This is a genomic window from Halomonas sp. GXIMD04776 (assembly GCF_049808615.1).
Lineage (GTDB): Bacteria > Pseudomonadota > Gammaproteobacteria > Pseudomonadales > Halomonadaceae > Modicisalibacter.
On the sequence record NZ_JBNCAN010000004.1, the window covers coordinates 149,916 to 170,735 of the forward strand.

Annotated in this window: 20 protein-coding genes; 8 read left to right on the plus strand and 12 right to left on the minus strand. The window is 59.4% G+C overall.

The features are described from left to right. Nucleotides 1-201 precede the first annotated feature (201 nt). The 4 genes from ACPF7Z_RS04045 to cobO all read left to right on the plus strand — a co-directional run bounded on the left by ACPF7Z_RS04045 (nucleotide 202) and on the right by cobO (nucleotide 4,053). Nucleotides 202-1,809 (plus strand): glucan biosynthesis protein, encoded by a 1,608-nt coding sequence (locus ACPF7Z_RS04045; protein ID WP_425191881.1) that lies wholly within the window; start codon nucleotides 202-204, stop codon nucleotides 1,807-1,809. Between the two features lie 85 nt (nucleotides 1,810-1,894). Further along, nucleotides 1,895-2,968 carry a PA0069 family radical SAM protein gene (locus ACPF7Z_RS04050; protein ID WP_425191882.1) on the plus strand — a complete coding sequence of 358 codons (1,074 nt, stop codon included), beginning with the start codon at nucleotides 1,895-1,897 and terminating at the stop codon, nucleotides 2,966-2,968. 96 nt (nucleotides 2,969-3,064) lie between these two features. After that, on the plus strand, nucleotides 3,065-3,358 hold the full coding sequence (locus ACPF7Z_RS04055; RefSeq protein ID WP_425191883.1) for a winged helix-turn-helix domain-containing protein: 294 nt from the start codon (nucleotides 3,065-3,067) through the stop codon (nucleotides 3,356-3,358). Nucleotides 3,359-3,453: 95 nt separating this feature from the next. After that, nucleotides 3,454-4,053 (plus strand): cob(I)yrinic acid a,c-diamide adenosyltransferase, encoded by a 600-nt coding sequence (cobO, locus tag ACPF7Z_RS04060; protein WP_425191884.1) that lies wholly within the window; start codon nucleotides 3,454-3,456, stop codon nucleotides 4,051-4,053. Nucleotides 4,054-4,060: 7 nt separating this feature from the next. Here the strand turns inward: cobO and ACPF7Z_RS04065 are convergent, their stop codons facing one another. Further along, nucleotides 4,061-4,966, minus strand: coding sequence for a cobalamin-binding protein (locus ACPF7Z_RS04065; RefSeq protein ID WP_425191885.1), 906 nt, complete (start codon nucleotides 4,964-4,966; stop codon nucleotides 4,061-4,063). Nucleotides 4,967-5,049: 83 nt separating this feature from the next. Between ACPF7Z_RS04065 and ACPF7Z_RS04070 the strand changes: the two genes are divergently transcribed. Then, entirely contained in the window at nucleotides 5,050-5,832 is a 783-nt protein-coding gene (locus ACPF7Z_RS04070; RefSeq protein WP_425191886.1) for an SIMPL domain-containing protein, read from the plus strand. Here the strand turns inward: ACPF7Z_RS04070 and serS are convergent. Next, a complete protein-coding gene (gene serS / locus ACPF7Z_RS04075) occupies nucleotides 5,822-7,099 on the minus strand; it encodes a serine--tRNA ligase (protein WP_425191887.1) in 1,278 nt (425 codons plus the stop codon). The genes ACPF7Z_RS04070 and serS overlap by 11 nt on opposite strands. Nucleotides 7,100-7,124: 25 nt before the next feature. Then, on the minus strand, nucleotides 7,125-7,502 hold the full coding sequence (gene crcB, locus ACPF7Z_RS04080) for a fluoride efflux transporter CrcB (protein WP_425191888.1): 378 nt from the start codon (nucleotides 7,500-7,502) through the stop codon (nucleotides 7,125-7,127). 157 nt (nucleotides 7,503-7,659) lie between these two features. On the opposite strand from crcB, the gene ACPF7Z_RS04085 reads away from it, so the two are divergent. After that, entirely contained in the window at nucleotides 7,660-10,896 is a 3,237-nt protein-coding gene (locus ACPF7Z_RS04085) for an FAD-binding and (Fe-S)-binding domain-containing protein (RefSeq protein WP_425191889.1), read from the plus strand. 19 nt (nucleotides 10,897-10,915) lie between these two features. Beyond that, a complete protein-coding gene (locus ACPF7Z_RS04090; protein ID WP_425191890.1) occupies nucleotides 10,916-12,733 on the plus strand; it encodes a cation:proton antiporter in 1,818 nt (605 codons plus the stop codon). 42 nt (nucleotides 12,734-12,775) lie between these two features. On the opposite strand, the gene trpC is transcribed toward ACPF7Z_RS04090, so the two are convergent. From trpC to trpE, 4 genes are all read right to left on the minus strand, one after another. Further along, the gene (trpC, locus tag ACPF7Z_RS04095) at nucleotides 12,776-13,582 is read right to left on the minus strand and encodes an indole-3-glycerol phosphate synthase TrpC (protein ID WP_425191891.1); all 807 of its coding nucleotides are present in this window, start codon (nucleotides 13,580-13,582) and stop codon (nucleotides 12,776-12,778) included. A gap of 30 nt (nucleotides 13,583-13,612) precedes the next feature. Continuing rightward, nucleotides 13,613-14,635: an anthranilate phosphoribosyltransferase gene (trpD, locus tag ACPF7Z_RS04100; protein ID WP_425191892.1), complete on the minus strand. Its 1,023-nt coding sequence runs from the start codon at nucleotides 14,633-14,635 to the stop codon at nucleotides 13,613-13,615. A 64-nt stretch (nucleotides 14,636-14,699) separates the two neighbouring features. Further along, entirely contained in the window at nucleotides 14,700-15,290 is a 591-nt protein-coding gene (locus ACPF7Z_RS04105) for an anthranilate synthase component II (RefSeq protein ID WP_425191893.1), read from the minus strand. A 61-nt stretch (nucleotides 15,291-15,351) separates the two neighbouring features. After that, a complete protein-coding gene (gene trpE / locus ACPF7Z_RS04110; protein ID WP_425191936.1) occupies nucleotides 15,352-16,839 on the minus strand; it encodes an anthranilate synthase component I in 1,488 nt (495 codons plus the stop codon). A 73-nt stretch (nucleotides 16,840-16,912) separates the two neighbouring features. On the opposite strand from trpE, the gene ACPF7Z_RS04115 reads away from it, so the two are divergent. After that, nucleotides 16,913-17,044 (plus strand): hypothetical protein, encoded by a 132-nt coding sequence (locus tag ACPF7Z_RS04115; protein WP_425191894.1) that lies wholly within the window; start codon nucleotides 16,913-16,915, stop codon nucleotides 17,042-17,044. Between the two features lie 56 nt (nucleotides 17,045-17,100). Here ACPF7Z_RS04115 and ACPF7Z_RS04120 read toward each other — a convergent pair whose 3' ends face one another. From ACPF7Z_RS04120 to rpe, 5 genes are all read right to left on the minus strand, one after another. Beyond that, on the minus strand, nucleotides 17,101-17,766 hold the full coding sequence (locus ACPF7Z_RS04120) for a phosphoglycolate phosphatase (protein WP_425191895.1): 666 nt from the start codon (nucleotides 17,764-17,766) through the stop codon (nucleotides 17,101-17,103). 92 nt (nucleotides 17,767-17,858) lie between these two features. Next, nucleotides 17,859-18,191, minus strand: a complete 333-nt coding sequence (locus ACPF7Z_RS04125) for a c-type cytochrome (RefSeq protein ID WP_425191896.1) — start codon at nucleotides 18,189-18,191, stop codon at nucleotides 17,859-17,861. 72 nt (nucleotides 18,192-18,263) lie between these two features. Further along, nucleotides 18,264-19,532, minus strand: a complete 1,269-nt coding sequence (locus tag ACPF7Z_RS04130) for a PQQ-dependent sugar dehydrogenase (RefSeq protein ID WP_425191897.1) — start codon at nucleotides 19,530-19,532, stop codon at nucleotides 18,264-18,266. A 110-nt stretch (nucleotides 19,533-19,642) separates the two neighbouring features. Further along, nucleotides 19,643-19,954, minus strand: coding sequence for a GIY-YIG nuclease family protein (locus ACPF7Z_RS04135; protein WP_425191898.1), 312 nt, complete (start codon nucleotides 19,952-19,954; stop codon nucleotides 19,643-19,645). A gap of 7 nt (nucleotides 19,955-19,961) precedes the next feature. Further along, nucleotides 19,962-20,684 carry a ribulose-phosphate 3-epimerase gene (gene rpe / locus ACPF7Z_RS04140; RefSeq protein ID WP_425191899.1) on the minus strand — a complete coding sequence of 241 codons (723 nt, stop codon included), beginning with the start codon at nucleotides 20,682-20,684 and terminating at the stop codon, nucleotides 19,962-19,964. Between the last annotated feature and the right edge of the window lie 136 nt (nucleotides 20,685-20,820).

Below are 20,820 nucleotides of genomic sequence, written 5' to 3' on the forward strand. Positions count from 1 at the left end.
GGCATTTATGCAGTGGTTCATTAGATTGCACTGCCCCCCTACGGTTAAATACCCATTTAATCGTAGGGGGCTTTTTCATACTCGCGTTTAATCATCGGTCTATAGCGATTTACTTGCGGTTACCGTAGCGTATGCGAGAAGTCACAAGCGCAGGGATTCAAGTATTTACCATAGATTCGATATCGTTCAGGGATGACCACCATGAATCGACGCGATTTCTTGAAGGCCGCGAGTGTCATGAGCAGCGCACTTCTACCGCTTTCCACCGTGCTTGCCGCCATCGAACGTCAAACTCAGTCGATCGGCTCGGAGAAGTCCTTCGATTACGCCTGGCTCAAGGGATTGGCCCGGCATTTATCCCAGCAGGAGGCTTCGGCCGTCAACGCCGAACTGCCTGAGCAGCTGCAGGATATGAGCTGGGACGACTACCAGGCAATCACCTTCAAGCCGGATCATGCTCTTTGGGCCGATGACCAGCAGTCAAACATTCGTGCGCAGCTCTTTCATCTCGGGTTGTATTTCAAAAAGCCGGTGCGCATCTATGAAATCGTCGATGGTCAGGCTCGTGAAATCGCCTACGACCCGGCCATGTTCGATTACGGCAAGTCCGGTATCGATGGCGACGCCTTGCCCGAGAACTTGGGCTTTACCGGTTTCCGTCTTCATCATCAAAGTGACTGGACGCGCGATGTGGCCTCCTTTCTTGGGGCCAGCTACTTCCGTGCCGTCGGTGAGTCGATGCAGTACGGCATGTCGGCCCGCGGGCTGGCCGTCGATACGGGCATGCCGCGGCCCGAGGAATTCCCCCGCTTTACCCGTTTCTGGCTCGAGCGGCCTGACGCCGACAGCGATGTCGTCAATGTCTACGCCCTACTCGAATCCCCCAGCGTGACCGGTGCCTATCGCTTCGGTATCACTATCGGCGATGGCGTGGTCATGGACGTGGACGCTGCTCTCTATCCTCGCAAGGCGATCGAGCGCCTGGGTATCGCGCCGCTCACCAGCATGTACATGGTGGGTGAGAACGATCAGCAGGCGAACTGGGACTGGCGCCCGGAAATCCACGACTCCGATGGTCTCTCCATGCACACGGGTGACGGTGAGTGGCTGTGGCGCCCTATCGCCAACCCTCCAAGACTACGCTTCAATGCCTATCAGGATAAAAATCCCAAGGGCTTCGGCTTGATCCAGCGTGACCGCAACTTCGATCATTACCAGGACGACAGCGTCTTCTACGATCAGCGCCCCAGCGTATGGATTGAACCCAAGTCCGACTGGGGATCTGGTTCGGTACAACTGATCGAGATCCCGACCCTCGATGAAACCTTCGACAACATCGTTGCCTTCTGGAATCCCAGGGAAGCCGTCGAACCGGGTAGTGAAATGCTCTATGGCTACCGCATCTACTGGCGCGAACGACCTCCCGCAGAAACCGAACAGGCCCGCTGTGTGGCCACGCGTACCGGGCTCGGGGGTGTCGTCGGGCAAAAACGGGAATACTTCAGTTGGCGTTTCGTGGTCGACTTCAGAGGCGGGCCCTTCCCCTTCAATGCGGATCAAGAGGTCGAGGTCATTCCGGTCATCAAGAATTCCGCTGGCCGGATCGAGATCACCTCGGCGCGCCCCTTGCACGCCATCCAGGGCTACCGGGCCATGTTCGATGTAGTACCGCCGGATGAAGGGTCCGACCACATCAATCTAAGCCTCTACCTCAAGCTCGAGGACGACGATAAACCCTTGACTGAAACCTGGATGTATCAGTGGACACCGCCGCCGGGTGATGAGCGAGAACTACGTAACACCGGCTAGCTATTTGCGTAACCACGGAAAGAGTTGCAGCCACCCGCAACGACTCTATACTGTATCTAAGTACAGTATAGAGTAATCAGTCTTCATGGCTATCCAACACTCCTCATTTCCACGGAAAGGCCGTGGTGCCACCTTCGATCCTCACAATCGATTCGCACCCACCCGTAGCGAGGCTATCGACGATGGCTGGTGGCAAGAGGCTCTGCCGCAACGCCTGGCAACAACGGTACGGCATGAACCCGCCAAGAGCGCCCTGTCCTGGAATCACTCGCCGGATCTCGGTTTCGATCGTTCATTGAATCCCTATCGTGGCTGTGAGCACGGCTGCATCTATTGTTACGCCCGGCCCAGCCATGCCTATTGGGATCTGTCCCCGGGGATCGATTTCGAGACTCGATTGATCGCCCGTACCGGCCTCGTCGAACGTCTGCGCGAGGAGCTATGCAAGCCTGGCTATGTCTGCCGGCCCATCAACCTGTCGGGCAATACCGATTGCTATCAGCCTTTGGAAGCGGAACGCCGCACGACCCGCGCCATTCTCGAACTGTTGCTCGAGTGTCGTCATCCGGTCACCCTGGTGACCAAGAGCGCGCTGATCCTGCGGGACAAGGCGCTGCTTGGCGAGATGGCGGACAAACGCCTGGTACGAGTCTTCGTCAGCCTTACCAGCCTCGATGACGAACTCAAGCGTACCCTGGAGCCTCGCACCGCATCCCCCGGCGCACGTCTCAAGATCCTGCGTGAATTGAGCGCTGCCGGGGTGCCCACCGGTGCGTTGCTATCACCGATGATCCCGGGGCTGAATGACCATGAAATGGAACACCTATTGCAGGCGGCTCATGATGCAGGTGCCCGCACCGCCACCTGGATGCTGCTGCGCTTGCCTCGGGAAGTCGCCCCCCTTTTCGAGGAGTGGCTGATGACCCATTATCCGGAGCGGGCCGGTAAGGTCATGAGTTTGATGCGCCAGTGCCGCGGCGGAGAAACTTATGACTCTCGCTTTGGGCATCGTATGCGTGGTCAAGGCGTTTTCGCCGACCTGCTGGCCCAGCGTTTCAACAAGGCCAGTCAGCGCCTGGGCATCAGTAGACGCACAGATGTAGCACTGGACTCTAGCGCTTTTCGAGCACCTCATGCCCAAGGAGACCTATTTCTCTGAACTGATAAAGTGCTGATGGAGAACCGATCAAGAGTCGATTGCGTTAACATGAGAGCCAACAGGTTGTTGCAAGCGCCTTTTTGAGAGCCTTATTACATGCCCATCAGCAAGACCCAGTCCAGCTTCTATCGTCGGCTCTATGTTGCCTATCTGATCGACAACGGTACAGCTAGCGTGCCGGATATCATCGCCGCGACCGGCATGCCCCGGCGAACCGCCCAGGACACCATCACTGCGCTTGCGGAGTTGAATATCGTCTGCGAATTCGAGCGTGACGCCGGCGCCCGCCATAATATCGGCCGCTATGTCATTCGGGATTGGGGGGCGATCGACAAACACTGGGTGTCCCAGCATCATGCTCATCTCAAGACAGCCTTGGGCTATCCCTGAGCCGCTTTCCCGACCAGATACGTTGCATGGTGGCCTTGGCTGCTCGCTTGCTACGTAACCTGATATTTCCTTTTCAGTCCCAGGTAGACAATCTCATGACCGACCGCGATACCCGTCACAAGCAATCGATGCAGAAGCTCAAGAGCCATGTCGACGAGAAGATCGCCAGCGCTCAGGAGCAGCGCGGGCAACTGCTGGTATTCACCGGCAACGGCAAGGGCAAGACCACTGCCGCCTGGGGCACGGTGACCCGAGCACTGGGTTACGGTTATCGAGTCGGGGTGATCCAATTCATCAAGGGGCTATGGGAGTGTGGCGAGCGCGAACGACTGATCGCGGATGACAACCTGGAGGTCCAGGTGATGGCCACCGGCTTTACCTGGGACACCCAGAACCGGGAAAGCGATACCAAGGCGTGTCTCGAGGTCTGGCGGGAAGCCGAACGCATGCTGGCTGATGAGTCGGTCTATCTGGTGGTGCTCGACGAGATCACCTACATGCTCAAGTTCGGTTATCTGGATATCGATCTCGTCAAGCAAGCCATTGAGAATCGCCCCGTGGAACAGACCGTCATCATCACCGGGCGCAATGCCCATCGCGAGCTGGTTGCCATGGCGGATACCGTGACCGAGATGCAGGAAACCCGCCATGCCTTCAATAGTGGGTTGCAGGCGCGGCGCGGCATCGACTATTAGGGAAATACTAGTGTGGCTCCAATGCCCGGCACACCTGTTCCACTGCCTTGACGAGGCGTGGCCCGGGGCGGCTGACCCAGTCCGGCTCGAGCGTATGGAGACGCTCGTTTCGAACTGCTGGCAAGACGGACCAGCGTTGCCAGGCAGCCTGCCAGCGATCGTTTTTGCTGGCCGCCAGGATGATATCGGGCTGCGCTTGAATCAGCGATTCACGACCGATCTGCGGAACCAGCACCGGGCTTTCCGCAAACAGCGGCTGCCCTCCGCAATGATGAATGACCTGCGTGACGATGTGACCACCGGCCAGAGTGGTCAATGGTTCGGCGCCCAGTTGATAGAAGACACGCGGTGGTTGTTCGAAAGACTGCTCCAGGAACGCCAGTCGTCGTTCGAATCTCCGAGCCGCCTCTTCGCCTTGCACGCGGCGTCCGGTCAGTTGACCCAGATCGCGCAGGTTATCGGCGACGTCGAGCAAATGTCGCGGCTCGCTGACATAAACCGGGATGTCGAGACTGCGTAGTCGCTCGATCACTGCCTGAGGCGAGCCGCTGCCCCAGGCGATCACCAGTTGCGGATCGCGCGCCAGTATCGCTTCCAGCGAAATGCCCCGATAACTACCGACGCGAGGTAATGCACGCGCCTCGGTGGGATAATCACTACCAGCGATCACCCCCACCAATGACTCGCCGGCTCCCAGCTCATAGAATATTTCTACTGCGTGGGGGGCCAAGGCCACGACACGCTCGGCGGGCGCCGATAAAGAGACTTTCTTGCCCGCATCATCGGTCACCGTGATAGCCGCTGCGTGGCTCGGCATGCTGAAGAAGAGCATCAACACCAGTACCAGCGGCGCTAACCATGCTGCGTTGCCCAACACCCGGTCTCGTCTCTCGATAAAGAAAACAATGTGCATTAGCCTACCCTGGAGAAACCTTGGTTTTAGTGATCGCTCCAAGAAGACATCCTTTAAACTCTTATCATGCACGAGGAAACGTCATGAAGCTCATCCCCCATTCACGCCACGTGCTAGCCGGCGCCTTGCTACTGGGAAGCCTGCTGGGTGGGGCAACGACCGCCCAGGCTCAATCATCGATGCCCGAAACCCAGCGTGTTCAAGTACAGGCCCAGGCCGAGATCAAGGCCGAGCCCGACATGGCGATGCTGAATGCGCGTCTATGGGAGCGCACGCCGACTATCGCTCGAACCGAGAACACACCATCGGACCCGCAGGCGCTGGCGGATGCCCGCAAACGCCTGGAAGAGCGTACCGGAGAACTGATTCGCACGCTGGAGCAGGCTGGACTCGAAAGCAAGTCCATTACCGCCGGCTCCCTGTCAGTACGTCCGGATTACGTACATCGCCCGGTGAAGAAAGATGAGCCACCCGAAACACTGGTGCGTACCCAGCTCGAACGACCGGTGAGCCTGCGCATCGACGATCTCGATCGTTTGCCGGCCATTCTCGATGCGCTGACCCAGGCCGGCGTCAATGCACTGGATGGCGTCACCTACGATCTCAAGGACCGGGATGCCGCCACCGACAAGGCATTGACCCAGGCGCTGGAGAAGGCGCATCACAAGGCTCAGCTGATGGCCAGCACATTGGGTGTCGAGCTGGGTCCAGTGCTCAATATTCAGGAAACCAATGCGCCCATCTTTGCTCCGCGCATGATGGCCATGAGCGCCGAGGCCAAGCAAGGCGGCTCCACCCCGGAATATCGCTCAGGGGAGATCACCATCGATGCAGGGGTCAGCGTCGCCTGGGAGATCAAGAATTGATCCGTTCGACACCGCCCATGTATCCACGAAGCGCCTCGGGTACCGTGACCGAGCCATCGGCATTCTGATAGTTTTCCAGCACCGCTAGCAGACAACGCCCCACTGCCAGCCCCGAGCCATTCAGGGTGTGCAGCAGTTGGGGTTTCTTGTACTCCGGGTCGCGAAAGCGTGCCTGCATGCGCCGGGCTTGAAAATCCTCGCAATTGGAGACCGAGGATATCTCGCGATAGGTCTGCTGGCTCGGCACCCAGACTTCGAGGTCGTAGGTCTTGGCCGCGCCAAACCCCATATCGCCGGCACACAGAGTGATCACCCGATACGGCAGTCCCAGCGCCTGCAGAATGGCCTCGGCGTGTCCGCGCATGTCTTCGAGTGCCGCGTAGCTGGAATCAGGCGAGACCAGTTGCACCATCTCGACCTTGTCGAACTGGTGCTGGCGAATCATGCCTCGGGTGTCCTTACCGTAGGCGCCTGCTTCACTACGAAAGCAAGGCGTATGAGCAGTCAGGCGCAGCGGCAACTCCTTGGCCTCGAAGATATGATCGCGGGCGAAATTGGTCAGCGGCACCTCGGCGGTAGGAATCAGATAGTAGCCGTTGTCGCCTTCCAATCTGAACAGATCCTCACCGAACTTGGGTAACTGTCCGGTGCCCATCAAGGAGTCACTATTGACCATGTAGGGCACGTAGCACTCTTCATAGCCGTGTTCGAGGGTCTGAGTGTCAAGCATGAACTGGCCGAGCGTCCGATGCAGCCGAGCAATCGGGCCACGCATCACCGCGAAGCGCGAACCGGTCAGCTTGGCCGCCATTTCGAAATCGAGATAGCCCAGCTTGGCGCCAAGATCGACGTGATCCCGGATCTTGAAATCGAACTCCCGGGGTGTGCCCCACCGATGCAACTCGACGTTATCGTTCTCATCATCGCCCTCGGGCACGCTGTCGTGCGGCAGGTTGGGCAATCCCGTCAAGAAATCGTCCAATGCCGCACTATTCTCTGCCAGCCGCGCCTTGACCGCATCCAGACGATCACCCAGATCGCTGACTTCCGCCAATAGAGGTTCGATGTCCTCCCCAGACGCTTTCGCCTGGCCGACTGCCTTGGAATGCGTATTGCGCTCGTTCTGCAGACGCTCGGTCTCGGTCTGCAGCTCCCGCCGCTGGGTCTCCAAGGTCTCAAAACGATTCACATCCAGAGCAAAACCGCGTTTAGCAAGGCGCTGCGCGACGGTATCAAGGTCGCTGCGAAGCAGTTTGGGATCGAGCATGAAGTCTTATCCGTTGAAAAATGAGTTATACAAAAAGTCGCGCCAGTCTCATTCCGGCGGCCACCCCGGCCACTCCGAGTAACAAGCTCCCGGTGACGTAGAGAAAAGCGATCGACGCACGGCCGCTTTCCAGCAATGTCAGGATCTCTAGCGCGAAGGTAGAAAACGTGGTGAAGGCGCCGGTAAACCCCGCCACCAGCGCCGCTTGCCAAATGGGCGCGAGCTTGAGCTCTTCGCTAATCCATACATAGAGCGCGCCGATCAAACAACACCCCAACAGGTTGACGCCGAAGGTGCCCCAGGGAAATCCACGCCCCAGCGTCGAGGTGAGCCAACCACTCAGCAAGTAACGCCCTAGCGCACCGAAGGCGCCGCCGGCGGCCACGGCCAGCCAAGTTATCATGGTCAATTCCAGGCACCGTAAAAATCGGCTTTCCATTGTAAGGAAAAGCGACCCGCTGGGCCATGGCACCCAATGTTGCCGTTGCAACATCGCAATGCGTTGCGACGGCTTCTCGGGTAAGGTAGGGGCATAGTGTCCTGCTTGATACGAAGAGATCATGATCGCACGACTGAAACCTCTTTCTCGGGTCGATGAGGATTATCTAGCCTTCATCGAGGCCCTCAAGACGGAAGGCTTCGCCGGGGATATCGCGGCGGATTACGCCAACCGCACGGTGCTCGCCACCGATAACTCCATCTATCAGCGCCTCCCTCAGGCGGTGCTCTACCCGCGCAGCGCTGAAGATCTGCAGCGTATTGCGCGCCTGGCAGCATGCGAGGAGTTCCAAGAAATAGCATTTGCGCCCCGCGGCGGTGGCACCGGTACCAACGGCCAGTCACTGACCGAGGGCATCATGGTGGATGTTTCGCGACACATGAATCGTATTCTCGACATCGACGTGGAGAATCGTCGCGTACGAGTTCAGGCCGGGGTGGTCAAGGATCAGTTGAACGCGGCCTTGAAGCCTCACGGCCTATTTTTCGCTCCGGAACTCTCGACCTCCAACCGGGCCACCATTGGAGGCATGATTTCAACCGATGCCAGCGGTCAGGGCAGCTGCGAATACGGCAAGACCCGGGATCATGTGCTGGCTCTGAACACGGTACTGCTGGGCGGCGAGCGGCTGGAAAGCCATCCCCTCGAGGAAGATGAACTGGACGCACTCTGCGCTCAGGACAATATCGTCGGTGAGGTGCATCGTACCGCCCGAAAGATCATCGATACACAACGCGAGCAGATCGACGCCACCTTTCCTAGACTCAATCGCTGTCTGACGGGTTACGACCTGGCGCACCTGCGTACGCCGGATGGATGTTTCGATCTCAATAGCGTGCTGTGTGGCGCCGAAGGCTCACTCGGTTTCCTCAACGAGGCCACACTCAACGTTCTGCCCATGGCCAAGCACTCCACCCTGGTCAATGTGCGCTACGCGAGCTTCATGGATGCCCTGCGGGACGCCAAGGCACTGATGGGAATGGAAGCCAATCGACCCACCTCTATCGAAACCGTGGACGACAAGGTGCTGGGCCTGGCGATGGAGGACTTCGTCTGGGACAGCGTGGCGGAGTTCTTTCCCAGCGCGCAGACCAAGGCCGCTGCCCAGGATACCAAAACCACAAGTAATACCGTCACGACTCATCACGCAGAGCGCTCTCCCGTGATCCGCGGCATCAACCTGGTCGAGTTCAACGCCGACGACCCGGACAAACTCGACGCCAAGGTGTCCGCTTTCACCGATCACCTGTCAGCGGATACTCAGGTTCGGCGTCTTGGCTACACCCTGGCCGAGGGTCGCGAACAGATCGACCAGGTCTATGCCATGCGCAAGCGCGCGGTGGGTCTGCTCGGCAATGCCAAGGGCGAGAAGCGCCCCATCCCCTTCGTCGAGGATACCGCCGTTCCACCGGAGCACCTGGCGGATTACATTACCGAGTTTCGCGCTCTGCTGGATGCCCGAGAGCTGGAATACGGCATGTTCGGTCATGTCGATGCCGGGGTGCTGCATGTGCGCCCAGCGCTGGACATGAAAGACCCTGAGCAGGAAGTCTTGATCCGTGAGATTTCCGATGAAGTCGCCGACCTGACCCACAAGTATCACGGCCTACTGTGGGGCGAACACGGCAAGGGGGTACGCTCGGAATACACCCCCAAGTTCTTCGGCGCACTTTACCCCAGCCTGCAACGGCTCAAGGCGGCCTTCGATCCGCACAACCAGTTGAACCCGGGCAAGATCGCCACACCTTTTATCCGTTCCGAGGGCGCCGAACCCTCTACCCGACCCCAAGACGTCGCCAACACTTTACATCGATCGGCAGACAACATCGGGGGTTTTGAGCCGGTCCGGCTGGTGGATCAAGGATTACTGGCCATCGATGGGGTCACCACCCGGGGCCAGCTCGACCGCCAGATCGACGAACGGGTATGGCAGGCACACTCGAGCGCGGTCTACTGCAACGGAAACGGCGCTTGTTATAACTACGACCCCGATGACGCCATGTGCCCTTCCTGGAAAGCGACCCGGGAGCGCATCCACTCACCCAAGGGCCGTGCCAGTCTGATGCGGGAATGGCTGCGTCTGCAGGGCAACAGCGGCACCGATGTAGTCGAGGAGTCGCGCAAGAAGAAAGCCGAAGGCGCCTGGGGGTTTGTGCGCGACATGCCGCTGCGCCTGTGGAATACCTACCGCCGACGCCAGGGTGACGAAGATTTCTCCCACGAGGTCCATGACGCCATGGCCGGCTGCCTGGCCTGCAAGTCCTGCGCCGGGCAATGCCCTATCAAGGTCAATGTGCCGGAGTTCCGCTCCCAGTTCCTGGAGGTCTACCACGGGCGTTACCAGCGTCCGCTGCGCGACTACCTGATCGGCGGACTCGAATTCATGGTGCCCTACTTGTCGACGGTCGCGCCGCTCTACAATGCAGCGCTGCAGAACCGGCTGATCGATCGCCTGATGACAAGTCGCATCGGCATGGTCGACAGTCCGCAACTCTCTCGGGCCAGCCTCAAGAAACAACTCGCCGCTTGGGGTATCGCCGAGGCTACGCCGACCAGCCTGGGACTGCTCACGGAGCAGCAGAAAGCACGGAGCGTGGTCATCATCCAGGATGCCTTCACCAGCTATTTCGAATCCCGGTTGGTGATGGATATCGTCGAATTGCTGTCACGCCTGGATATTCGTGTGTTCGTGGCGCCCTTCTCACCCAATGGCAAACCGCTCAACGTTCAGGGCTTTCTGGGCGCTTTTGAGCGCACTGCCGAAAAGCAGGCACGGCGTCTAAAGGCTTTGGCGGCATTCGACGTTCCGCTGGTGGGTATCGATCCAGCCATGACCCTGACCTACCGCCAGGAGTACGCCAAGGCGCTGGGGGCGAATGCCACCCCCGAGATACTGCTGCTGCAAGAATGGCTGGTCTCCCTGGGCCAGCGCCTGGTGCCCGGTGGGTTCAAGAGTGACGACCCGGGTTTCAAGCTGCTTTCGCACTGCACCGAGAAAACCACCGCCCCGGGCTCGCCCAAAGCCTGGCAACAGGTGTTCTCGGCCTTCGGTTTTGAACTGGAACTGCTCGCCAGCGGCTGCTGCGGCATGTCCGGCACCTACGGCCATGAAAGCCGGAACCTCGAAACATCGAAGACCATTTACGGCCAATCCTGGCAGCGTCATGTCGAAAACGAGGACAATTCCGGACGACTACTGGTTACGGGCTATTCCTGCCGCAGCCAGGCCAAACGGCTTTCCGACCTCTCTCTCGATCACCCCTTGCAGGGGTTGTTGAAAGCGATCAAGCGATCGTGAAAAGGATTTCCTGACAATCATGCAAACTCCTGCCATTGCGCTGACGGGCATCGGGCTGTTGGCGCTGTTATGCCAGTGGACGGCCTGGCGCATCCGTTTACCCGCCATCCTTCTGCTGCTGATTGCCGGCATTTTCGTCGGTCCTGTGGGACACCTGCTCGACCCAGACGCCCTGTTCGGCGATCTGTTGTTTCCGCTGGTGTCGCTGGCCGTTGCCGTCATCCTGTTCGAAGGCAGCCTGACCTTGAACATCAAGGACCTGCGCGGTCATGGCCCCACGGTATGGCATCTGGTTACCTGGGGTGCCCTGCTCACCGCCATCATCGGCAGTGTGGCCGCCCATTACATTCTCGGCCTGTCCTGGCAAATGGCGAGCGTGCTGGGTGCAGTGCTGGTAGTCACCGGCCCTACCGTGGTATCGCCATTGTTGCGAACGCTGCGCGCCCGGGAACACCTCACCCAAATACTGCGCTGGGAAGGGATCCTCATCGATCCCATCGGTGCGATCGGTGCCGTCCTGGTCTATGAATTCGTCGCCCTGGGCTATACCGAAGGGGCGGCTTCTCACACTCTGTTGCTGTTCGGCAAGACGCTGCTCATTGGTTTCGGCCTGGGCAGCCTTGGCGGGTACGCCTGGGGGCAGATACTACGCCGCCGCTGGCTGCCCCCGCGGCTGCACAGCTTCGGCACCCTGATGATGGTGCTGACGCTGTTCACCACCTCCGATGTGCTGTTCCATGAGTCCGGCCTACTGACCGTAACGGTCGTGGGCATCTGGCTGGCCAATATGCGCGGCGTGCCCACCGACGAGATTCTCGAATTCAAGGAAACCCTGACAATCCTGCTGATCTCGGGGCTTTTCATTCTGCTGGCGGCGCGTCTGACGGTAGATCAGTTGGCGCTACTCTCCTGGCCGGCGTGGGGCTTTCTTGGCGTATTGGTATGGCTCGGACGCCCACTCGTGGTCTGGCTGTGCACTCTGGGCAGTGACCTTCACTGGCGGGAAAAGGCGCTCCTCGCCTGGCTATGCCCCCGCGGCATCGTGGCAGCGGCGGTAGCCTCGCTGTTTGCCCTCAAGCTCGAGGAGATCGGTGTTGCCGGTGCCGAGATGCTGGTACCTGTGGCCTTCCTCACCATCATCACCACCGTTGTGCTACAAAGCCTGCTTTCCCGCCCCATAGCAAGGATGCTCGGGGTCGTCGAGCCCCCACCCTCGGGGTTTCTGATCCTCGGCGCCAACTCGGTGGCGCGAGCCATTGCCCTGGAACTACAGGAAGCCGGATTCAGGGTGCGTCTAGCGGATACGGATTGGGAAGCCACTCAGGAAGCTCGCATGGCAGGTTTGCCGGTCTATTACGGCAACCTTCTTTCACATCATGCCGACCGACACATGGACTTGACCGGTATCGGTCATTTGCTGCCCTTGTCGCCCTATCGGGAGCTCAACAACCTGGCGGCGCTGCACTACGCTCAGGAATTCGCCTATGGCAAGGTCTTCCAGTTGGCGGAAACCCGCACCCGCAGCGATCGCCATTATCGTGAACAGGCGTTAGGACACCTGCCGGTACTCTTCGAGGAGAATGCGACCTATGCGCGACTGCAGGAATTGATCAAGCAGGGCGCCGAGTTACGCAGCGCTCATCTGACTGATGAAATCACCCTGGAAAAGTACCGCGCCTTGCATGAAGACAAGCTCATGCCGCTATTTTGCATCGATGCAAACGAGCGCATCCGTGTGGCCAACGACGAAGTTCCTCTGGACCCACAACCCGGGGAGACACTGATCAGCCTGGTCTATCCGGAGTCACCGGCCTTCGGCCGACAAGAGGCTGCATGAGTTCCAAAAAGGCGTCAATGCGACAGAACGTTCAAAAGACATTCAAAAGAACATGCGCCGCAAGGCAGCACCGGGATCTTTTTCGCACATGAACGCTTCTCCGACGAGAAAGCCATTCACTCCGTACTCGAGCATGTGTTCGACATCGCCCCGGGTATTGATGCCCGACTCCGTGATCACCGTCACCCCTTCAGGAACCCGCGAAAGCAGCTGAAAGGTGGTATCCAGGGTGGTCTCGAAGCTATGCAGATCACGATTGTTGATGCCCACCAGTTCCAGATTGAGCGCCATCGCCCGCTCCAGTTCCAGCGCATTATGCACTTCAACCAGCACATCCATGCCCAGCTCGCCGGCCTGCTGATGCAACGCCTTCATCTGTGCATCGTCGAGAGCAGCGACGATCAACAGGATGCAGTCCGCGCCGATGGCCCGCGCCTCGCTGACCTGATAGTCGTGGACGATGAAATCCTTGCGAATCACCGGTAGCTCACAGGCATCGCGAGCCTCGATCAGGAAGTCTTCATGGCCCTGAAAAAAATCCGCATCGGTCAGCACCGACAGGCAACTGGCCCCGGACTCTGCATAGGCCTTGGCGATCTCGGCGGGCTGGAAGTTCTCGCGGATCACACCGCGGGAAGGCGAGGCCTTCTTGATTTCAGCGATCACCGCTGGATCTCCCTCCTCGATGGTCCGATTCAGGGCCGCGACGAAGCCTCGCGGCGCGCTCTGCTCTCGGGCGCGCTCCAACAGCACCGCCTCGGAGACCCGAGCACGGCGCTCGGCGACCTCCTCATCCTTGCGCTCGAGTATCTTGGCCAGGATGGTGGGCAAATCATCGGTGGTGGTCATGTCAGGCCTCTTGTGTCGATGAATGGATAATCATTGATCGCTGAACACGCGACTGAAGTCGGTCAGTTCCTTCATCTTTTCCAGCGCCAGTTTCGAGGCCATGGCATCCTGAGCCAGCGCCACCCCTTCCTTGATGCTGTCGGCGATGTCAGCGGCATACAGGGCCGCCCCCGCATTCAAGGCCACGATATCCGCTGCCGCGCCCTCGCCCACCAAGGCCTCCTTGACCAGCCGCAGGCTATCCTCGGCAGTGACGACCTTGAGCGGTTCGAGCGCCTGACGCTCTATTCCCAACTCCTCGGGGGTGATGACATATTCCTCGATCTCGCCGTCGCGCAATTCAGCGACTCGCGTCGGCGCGGCAAGGGAAATCTCGTCCAGGCCATCCTCGGCGTGAACCACCAGCACATGCCGACTGCCCAGGCGACCCAGCGCTTCGGCCATCAGCGGCACCAGACTGGATTGATAGACGCCCAACAATTGGTGCTGGGCACGAGCTGGATTGGTCAGCGGCCCGAGAATGTTGAACACGGTACGCACACCCATCTCACGACGCGGGCCGATGGCATGGCGCATGGCCGGGTGATGCATGGGGGCGAACATGAAACCCACACCGACCTGCTCGATGCAGCGCGCCACCTGATCCGGCGCGAGATCGAGCTTGATACCGGCGACATCGAACAGATCGGCACTGCCGGAAGACGAGGAGACGCTACGGTTGCCATGCTTGGCGACATGCCCCCCTGCCGCGGCGACCACGAAGCTGGACGCGGTGGAGACATTGAACAGGTTCGCGCCATCGCCACCGGTACCGACGATATCCACCAGATCGTCAAGCACGACTTCGACCGGTGTCATCAGATCGCGCATCACCTGAGCAGCGGCGGCGACCTCATCCACCGTCTCGCCCTTCATCGACAAACCGATCAGGAAGCCACCGATCTGTGCATCCGTAGCGTCCCCCGTCATGATGTGGCGCATCACCGCGTGGGTATCAGCGTAGCTCAGATTGCGGCCTCTCATGACCGCATCGATCGCTTCTCGCATCTGCATATTGGTCTCCTTGATTGTCGTGTTAGCGACGACGCAAGATAACGGTATAAGCCTTTATAAACGATCAGGCGCGACCTCGCTCGAGGAAATTGCCCAGCAGCTGATGCCCTTGCCGAGTCAGGATCGATTCAGGGTGGAACTGTACCCCTTCGATATCCAGGCTGCGGTGACGCAATCCCATGATCACCCCGGGGGTGACATCATTATCACCGACCCAGGCGGTAGCCTCGAGTGCTTCCGGCAGGCTCTCGGCCTCAACAATCAGCGAGTGGTAACGCGTGACCTCTAACGGATCGTCCAATCCGGCAAACACGCCTTCACCACGATGATGTATCTGGGAAGTCTTGCCATGCATCACCTGAGGTGCGCGCACCACCCGACCGCCAAACACCTGACCGATCGCCTGATGGCCTAGACAAACCCCCAAAATCGGCAGCTTGCCGGCGAAATGGCGGATCACATCCATGGATATACCCGCCTCGTTGGGCGTGCAGGGCCCTGGAGAGATCACGATATGGCTCGGCGCCAGCGCCTCGATATCCGCGAGACTCAAGGCATCGTTGCGGTAGGTTTCGACCTCGGCGCCCAATTCCGCCAGATACTGCACGATATTGAAGGTAAAGCTGTCGTAGTTATCGATCATCAACACGGCCATTAGCACTTACTCCGGCACACGCACGGGCTAACCCATGCGTCGACATCAGGGATTCGCAGGGTCATTCGAGGTTGTCCAGGCCGCGTTCTGCCATGGCCACGGCGCGGAACAGGGCACGCCCCTTGTTCAGGGTCTCCTGCCATTCGAGTTCCGGCACCGAGTCGGCGACGATGCCGGCCCCGGCCTGGACGTGCAGTTCGCCATCCTTGATCACCGCCGTGCGAATGGCGATGGCGGTATCCATGTTGCCGTGCCAGGAGAGATAGCCCACCGCACCGGAGTAGACACCCCGCTTGACCGGCTCCAGTTCGTCGATGATCTGCATGGCGCGAATCTTAGGTGCCCCGGAGAGCGTACCGGCGGGAAAGGTCGCTCGCAGCACGTCCATCGCCGAAAATCCCGGCGACAGACGCCCGGTCACGTTGGAGACGATATGCATGACATGGGAATAGCGCTCGATGGCCATGTTATCGGTGACCTTGACCGACCCCGCCTCGCAGATACGTCCTACATCGTTGCGCCCCAGGTCGATCAGCATGACATGCTCGGCGATCTCCTTGGGGTCCGCCAGCAGGTCCGCTTCGAGCGCCCTATCTTCTTCCTCGTTGCGACCTCGCTTGCGGGTTCCGGCGATGGGGCGCACGGTGACCTCGCCCTCCTCGAGCCGTGTAAGAATCTCCGGCGACGACCCCACCACTTGATGATCGCCAAGATTGAGAAAGAACATATAGGGCGATGGATTGAGACTGCGCAGGGCGCGGTAGAGATCGAGCGGTGGCGCCCGAAACGGGATCGACATGCGTTGCGACGGCACGCATTGCATGACATCGCCGGCCAGCACGTACTCCTTGATGGTCTCGACCGCCGCCTTGAACCCTTCTTCGGTGAAACCCGACGTGAAGTGCCCTTCTTCCACTGCGGCAGCGCCGGTTCCGGGACTCGCAGACGCCAAGGTGGCGCCTCGTAGCTCGTTCTCGAGGGAGTCAAGACGCTCGTTGGCATATTCAAGCGCCCGGCTATCGGCGGGATCGGCATGGGTCCAGAGTGTCAGGCGACCCGAGAGATTGTCGAATACCACGAACTCGTCGCTGATCATCAGCAGGATATCCGGCACGCCGATGGGATCGGGTTTCTCGACACCGCGCAGGCGCGGCTCGATGTAGCGAATGGTGTCGTAGCCGAAATACCCCACCAGTCCGCCGTCGAAGCGCGGTTGGTCGTCGAGACGCGGAACCTTGAAGCGAGTCTGGAACTGTTCGATCCAGGTCAGTGGGTCGTCTGCGTGAGAGACACCGGATTGCTCACCATCGACGATATGACGCACCTCGTGGCCGCGCACCTCGATACGTTCGCGGCACGGCAAGCCGATGATGGAGTAACGCCCCCACTTCTCCCCCCCCTGCACGGACTCGAGCAGGAAGGTCCAGGGTGCATCCGCCAGTTTGAGGTAGGTGGACAGCGGTGTATCAAGGTCGGCCAACACTTCCCGGGTGACCGGAATGCGGTTGAAGCCTGCCTGCGCCAGGTCGGCGAAGCGTTCGGGAGTCATCATGCCCGGCAGTTCCTTCAGGGTGAATCTAGACGGATTGGATCGAAACAGGTGAGTCGACAAGGATATCGATATGCCTGACCAGGCGATCGCCGACTTGACGATCGCAGGGATGTCACCATCGCCAGCGCTTGACGGCGCGAGCAAGCGTGACGCTGTCTTGAGAGACCTGAGAGAAATGGCGGGCATCCAGCGTCATGAGTGATCCGTAATTGCTGAATCTTATTGATTTTTCGCCGTTTATAGCGATATTGAACAACCCTAAACGAGTTCTCTCAGCGATTCAACTATCCCGTCTGGCTGACTATCGGTTATCGGCTCACCATGATTATAGCCGTAGGGCACCGCCAGGGTATGAAATCCAGCCCGTCGGCCGGCCTCGATGTCATGTCGAGAATCACCGATCATCAGGCACTCTCCAGGGGAGATACCGTAGTGCTTGGCCACATGCAGTAGCGGCGCGGGATCGGGTTTCTTTTGCGGCAGCGAGTCACCCCCCAGGGTCAGTCCGAAATAACCGGCCAGGCCAAGGGCGTCGAGAATTGGCGCCACGAAGGCATGTGGCTTGTTGGTGATCACCACCAGGACCAGACCTCGCTCATTCAGCGCTGACAGCGCCTCGTTCACCCCGGGATAAACACGGGTATGAACACAGGATGCTCGGCCGTAATGCTCAAGAAAACTGTCGTGGGCACTATCAACAGCCTGCTCGTTCGGGGGGCTACCGGTGGCGTATTCCAGCGCTCGCTCGACCAGCTTGTGCGAACCATTGCCGACCCAGTCGCGAACCCGGGCCTCGCCGGCTGGCGACAATTCACGCTCAATGAGCATGGCATCGACCGCAGCGGCGAGATCGGGAACGGAATCGATCAGGGTGCCATCCAGATCGAAGGCGACGAGGCGGAGTCCATCAAGACTCGACAGCATGACTTCTCCAGAACACGTAAAGATGTGAGACAGGCATGAATTATGCCTGCATGGGCAGGAAAAAACAGGCTATCGATTCCCTGAGGAATTCCCTAGTCCGGCATGGTGGCGGTGATCCTTATCGACGCATACCAGGCGGCCAGGTTGGCGATCTCCTCGTCGCTTAGGCCCTTGGCCACCACCGACATGATCTCGTGCTCGCGTCTGCCGCTACGAAACGCCTTCAATTGTGTCTCGAGATAGATCTGGCTCTCGCCCGCCAGGTGTGGCGCGATCGGAATCGTCGCGATACCGTCCAAGCCATGACAAGTCTGGCACTGACGTGCCAGCTTGCGACCGGCTTCGGGATCGGCTGCCTGGGCACTGGTCGTCAGCGCCAGACCGCTGGCGACCACAAGCACGATGGCCGGACGTAAAAATGGCATGACGTCTCCTCGCGGCAATAAAGAAGCAGGCAGGCGGTAGACGCCTGCCAATATGTCATAAGCGTTGCACTTCTACTGGGCAGACGAACCGGTGTAGGCAATTCGATAGACCGCCCCGGCCAGATCGTCAGAAACCAGCAGCGAACCGTCGCGAAGCTGCGCGACATCCACCGGGCGACCAAGGTACTCGCCATTCTCGTCGAGCCAGCCCCGTGCGAAGGGCACCGTGTCGCCGGTGACATTTCCTTCCGCGTCAACCGGGGTGAACATCACCCGTGCGCCGACGGGCTCGGTGCGATTCCAGGAACCGTGCTGCGCGACGAAGATGCCGCCCCGGTACTTTTCGGGAAACATCTTGCCGGTGTAGAAGACCATGCCCAGATCCGCAGCGTGGGCCGCGGTTTCAACCACCGGGAAAACGACCTCGACGGGTACTTCCTCGCCCTTGTACTCGCTGGTACGCACATCGCCACCACCATACCAAGGGTGCCCGAAGTGCTGACCCGGGGCGGTCTGGCGATTGATTTCACCGGGAGGGATGTCATCCCCCATGCCGTCCACCTGATTGTCGGTGAACCACAGATTGCCCGTCTTGGGATGGAAGTCGTGGCCAACCGAATTGCGAATGCCCCGCGTATAGACCTCGCGCTCGCTACCGTCCTGATTGACCCGGATGATGCCGCCGATACCGTATTCGGAGAAGACATCGAGATGCTTTTCCGGGGCGACGTTGAACGGTTGGCCCAGGGAGATGTAGAGCTTGCCGTCGGGACCTATATCGCAGACCCGAGCAGTGTGATTGTAGCTGACGAACTCTTCGGGAATGAGTTCACCGCCAGGGATGACCGGCTCGGCGACCACGTCCGGACTCTCATAGAAGAACTCCGCCGCCGGGTAAGCGAGCACCCGGTTCTGTTCGGCAATATAGAGCACGCCCGCCGGCGAGAAGCAGGGGCCATTGGGAATCGACTTGGCCAGGGACGGCGCGAAATTCTTGACCTCGTCGGCGACACGGTTCTTGTCGCGATCGGTGACGGCCCAGATCTCGGTCTTGCGAGTGCCAACGAAGGTAACGACACCTTGGGGACCAACCGCCATGTGGCGCGCATCCGGCACGAGCGCGTAGAGATCGATGGTGAAGCCTTGCGGAAGTTCGATCCGCTTCAGGGTCTCGCGGATCGCATCGGCGCTGGGGCTGTTCTGGTCGATGACGGTGAACTCGGTCTCGCCAGTGGTCTGGAAGTTGCCGAGTTTCTCCAGAGTGTCATCGTTCTGGGCCAGTACCAATGAGGAAGCAAGCGTGCTTGCGACGACGCTCGCTGACAGCAGCGTGATTTTCATTGTTGTTCTCCATTGTTGACGATGCCTCACCGGCATCGGCATTCAACGAGTACAGACAGCCGCTCTCGAAACGTCAAGGTCGTTGTGTCGCGCTCCTTCGAGACTTGTTTTCAGGGCTCGTACCGGGCAGCGAGCCAGGCACGTTTGGCGGTTGCAGACTGTTTCTTGAGCCACGCCTCCAGTTTCAGCGCCTCGCCGCGGCTACCGACAGATTGCTGATGAACCAGACGCAGCGGCCCCTTGCCGCGCAGCGCCCGGGCGCCGCGCTTGCCATTCTGGTGTTCGTTGAAGCGTCGCTCCACATCCGTGGTGATGCCGGTGTAAAGCGCACCCGACGCCGTCTCGACCAGGTAGAGATACCAACGGATACCGATATCGATGCTTTCTTCTCTCGCCGCCTCACCAGACGAAGACTCGCTCATGTCGTATTCAGACCTTGGCTAGCTCGTTGCGAAACGCTCGGATCACGCTGTCGTAACGGTGAGCATCCTCTTCGCGACGGCCTTTGAACACCGCCGAGCCGGCGACGAAGGTGTCAGCACCGGCGCCCGCGACCTCGGCGATGTTGTCGATCTTGATACCGCCATCGACTTCCAGACGAATATCCAGACCACTAGCGTCGATACGACTGCGTACCTCACGCAGTTTATCGAGAGTGCTGGGGAGGAAGGATTGACCGCCGAAACCTGGATTGACGCTCATCAACAAGATCATGTCGACCTTGTCCATCACATGATCGAGATAGGTCAGGGGCGTGGCGGGATTGAACACCAGCCCGGCCTTGACACCACCGTCGCGAATCAACTGCAGGGAGCGATCGATATGCTCCGAGGCCTCGGGATGAAAGGTGATGTAGCTGGCTCCGGCGTCGATGAAATCACCGATCAGGCGGTCCACCGGCTTGACCATCAGGTGCGCATCGATGGGCGCGGTTACCCCGTGCTTGCGCAGCGCTTCGCAGACCATTGGCCCGATGGTCAGGTTGGGGACGTAATGGTTGTCCATCACGTCGAAGTGCACGATATCGGCCCCCGAGGCAAGAACGTCATCGACCTCCTGGCCCAGGCGGGCAAAGTCCGCGGAAAGAATCGAAGGGGCAATCTTGAAGTCGGATGCGTGACCAGGGGCGTAATCAGAGTTCACGTTAGACATGGCTCGTCGTCGAAGTACGGAAAGCGCCCATTCTAGCCTAATCAAATCGTTCTGTGGGCGGATGACATTTGCTTATCCTGGATTCTGCGTCGATATTGAGAAATGCCTAACACAAGAATATCTCGATTCAGGAGAC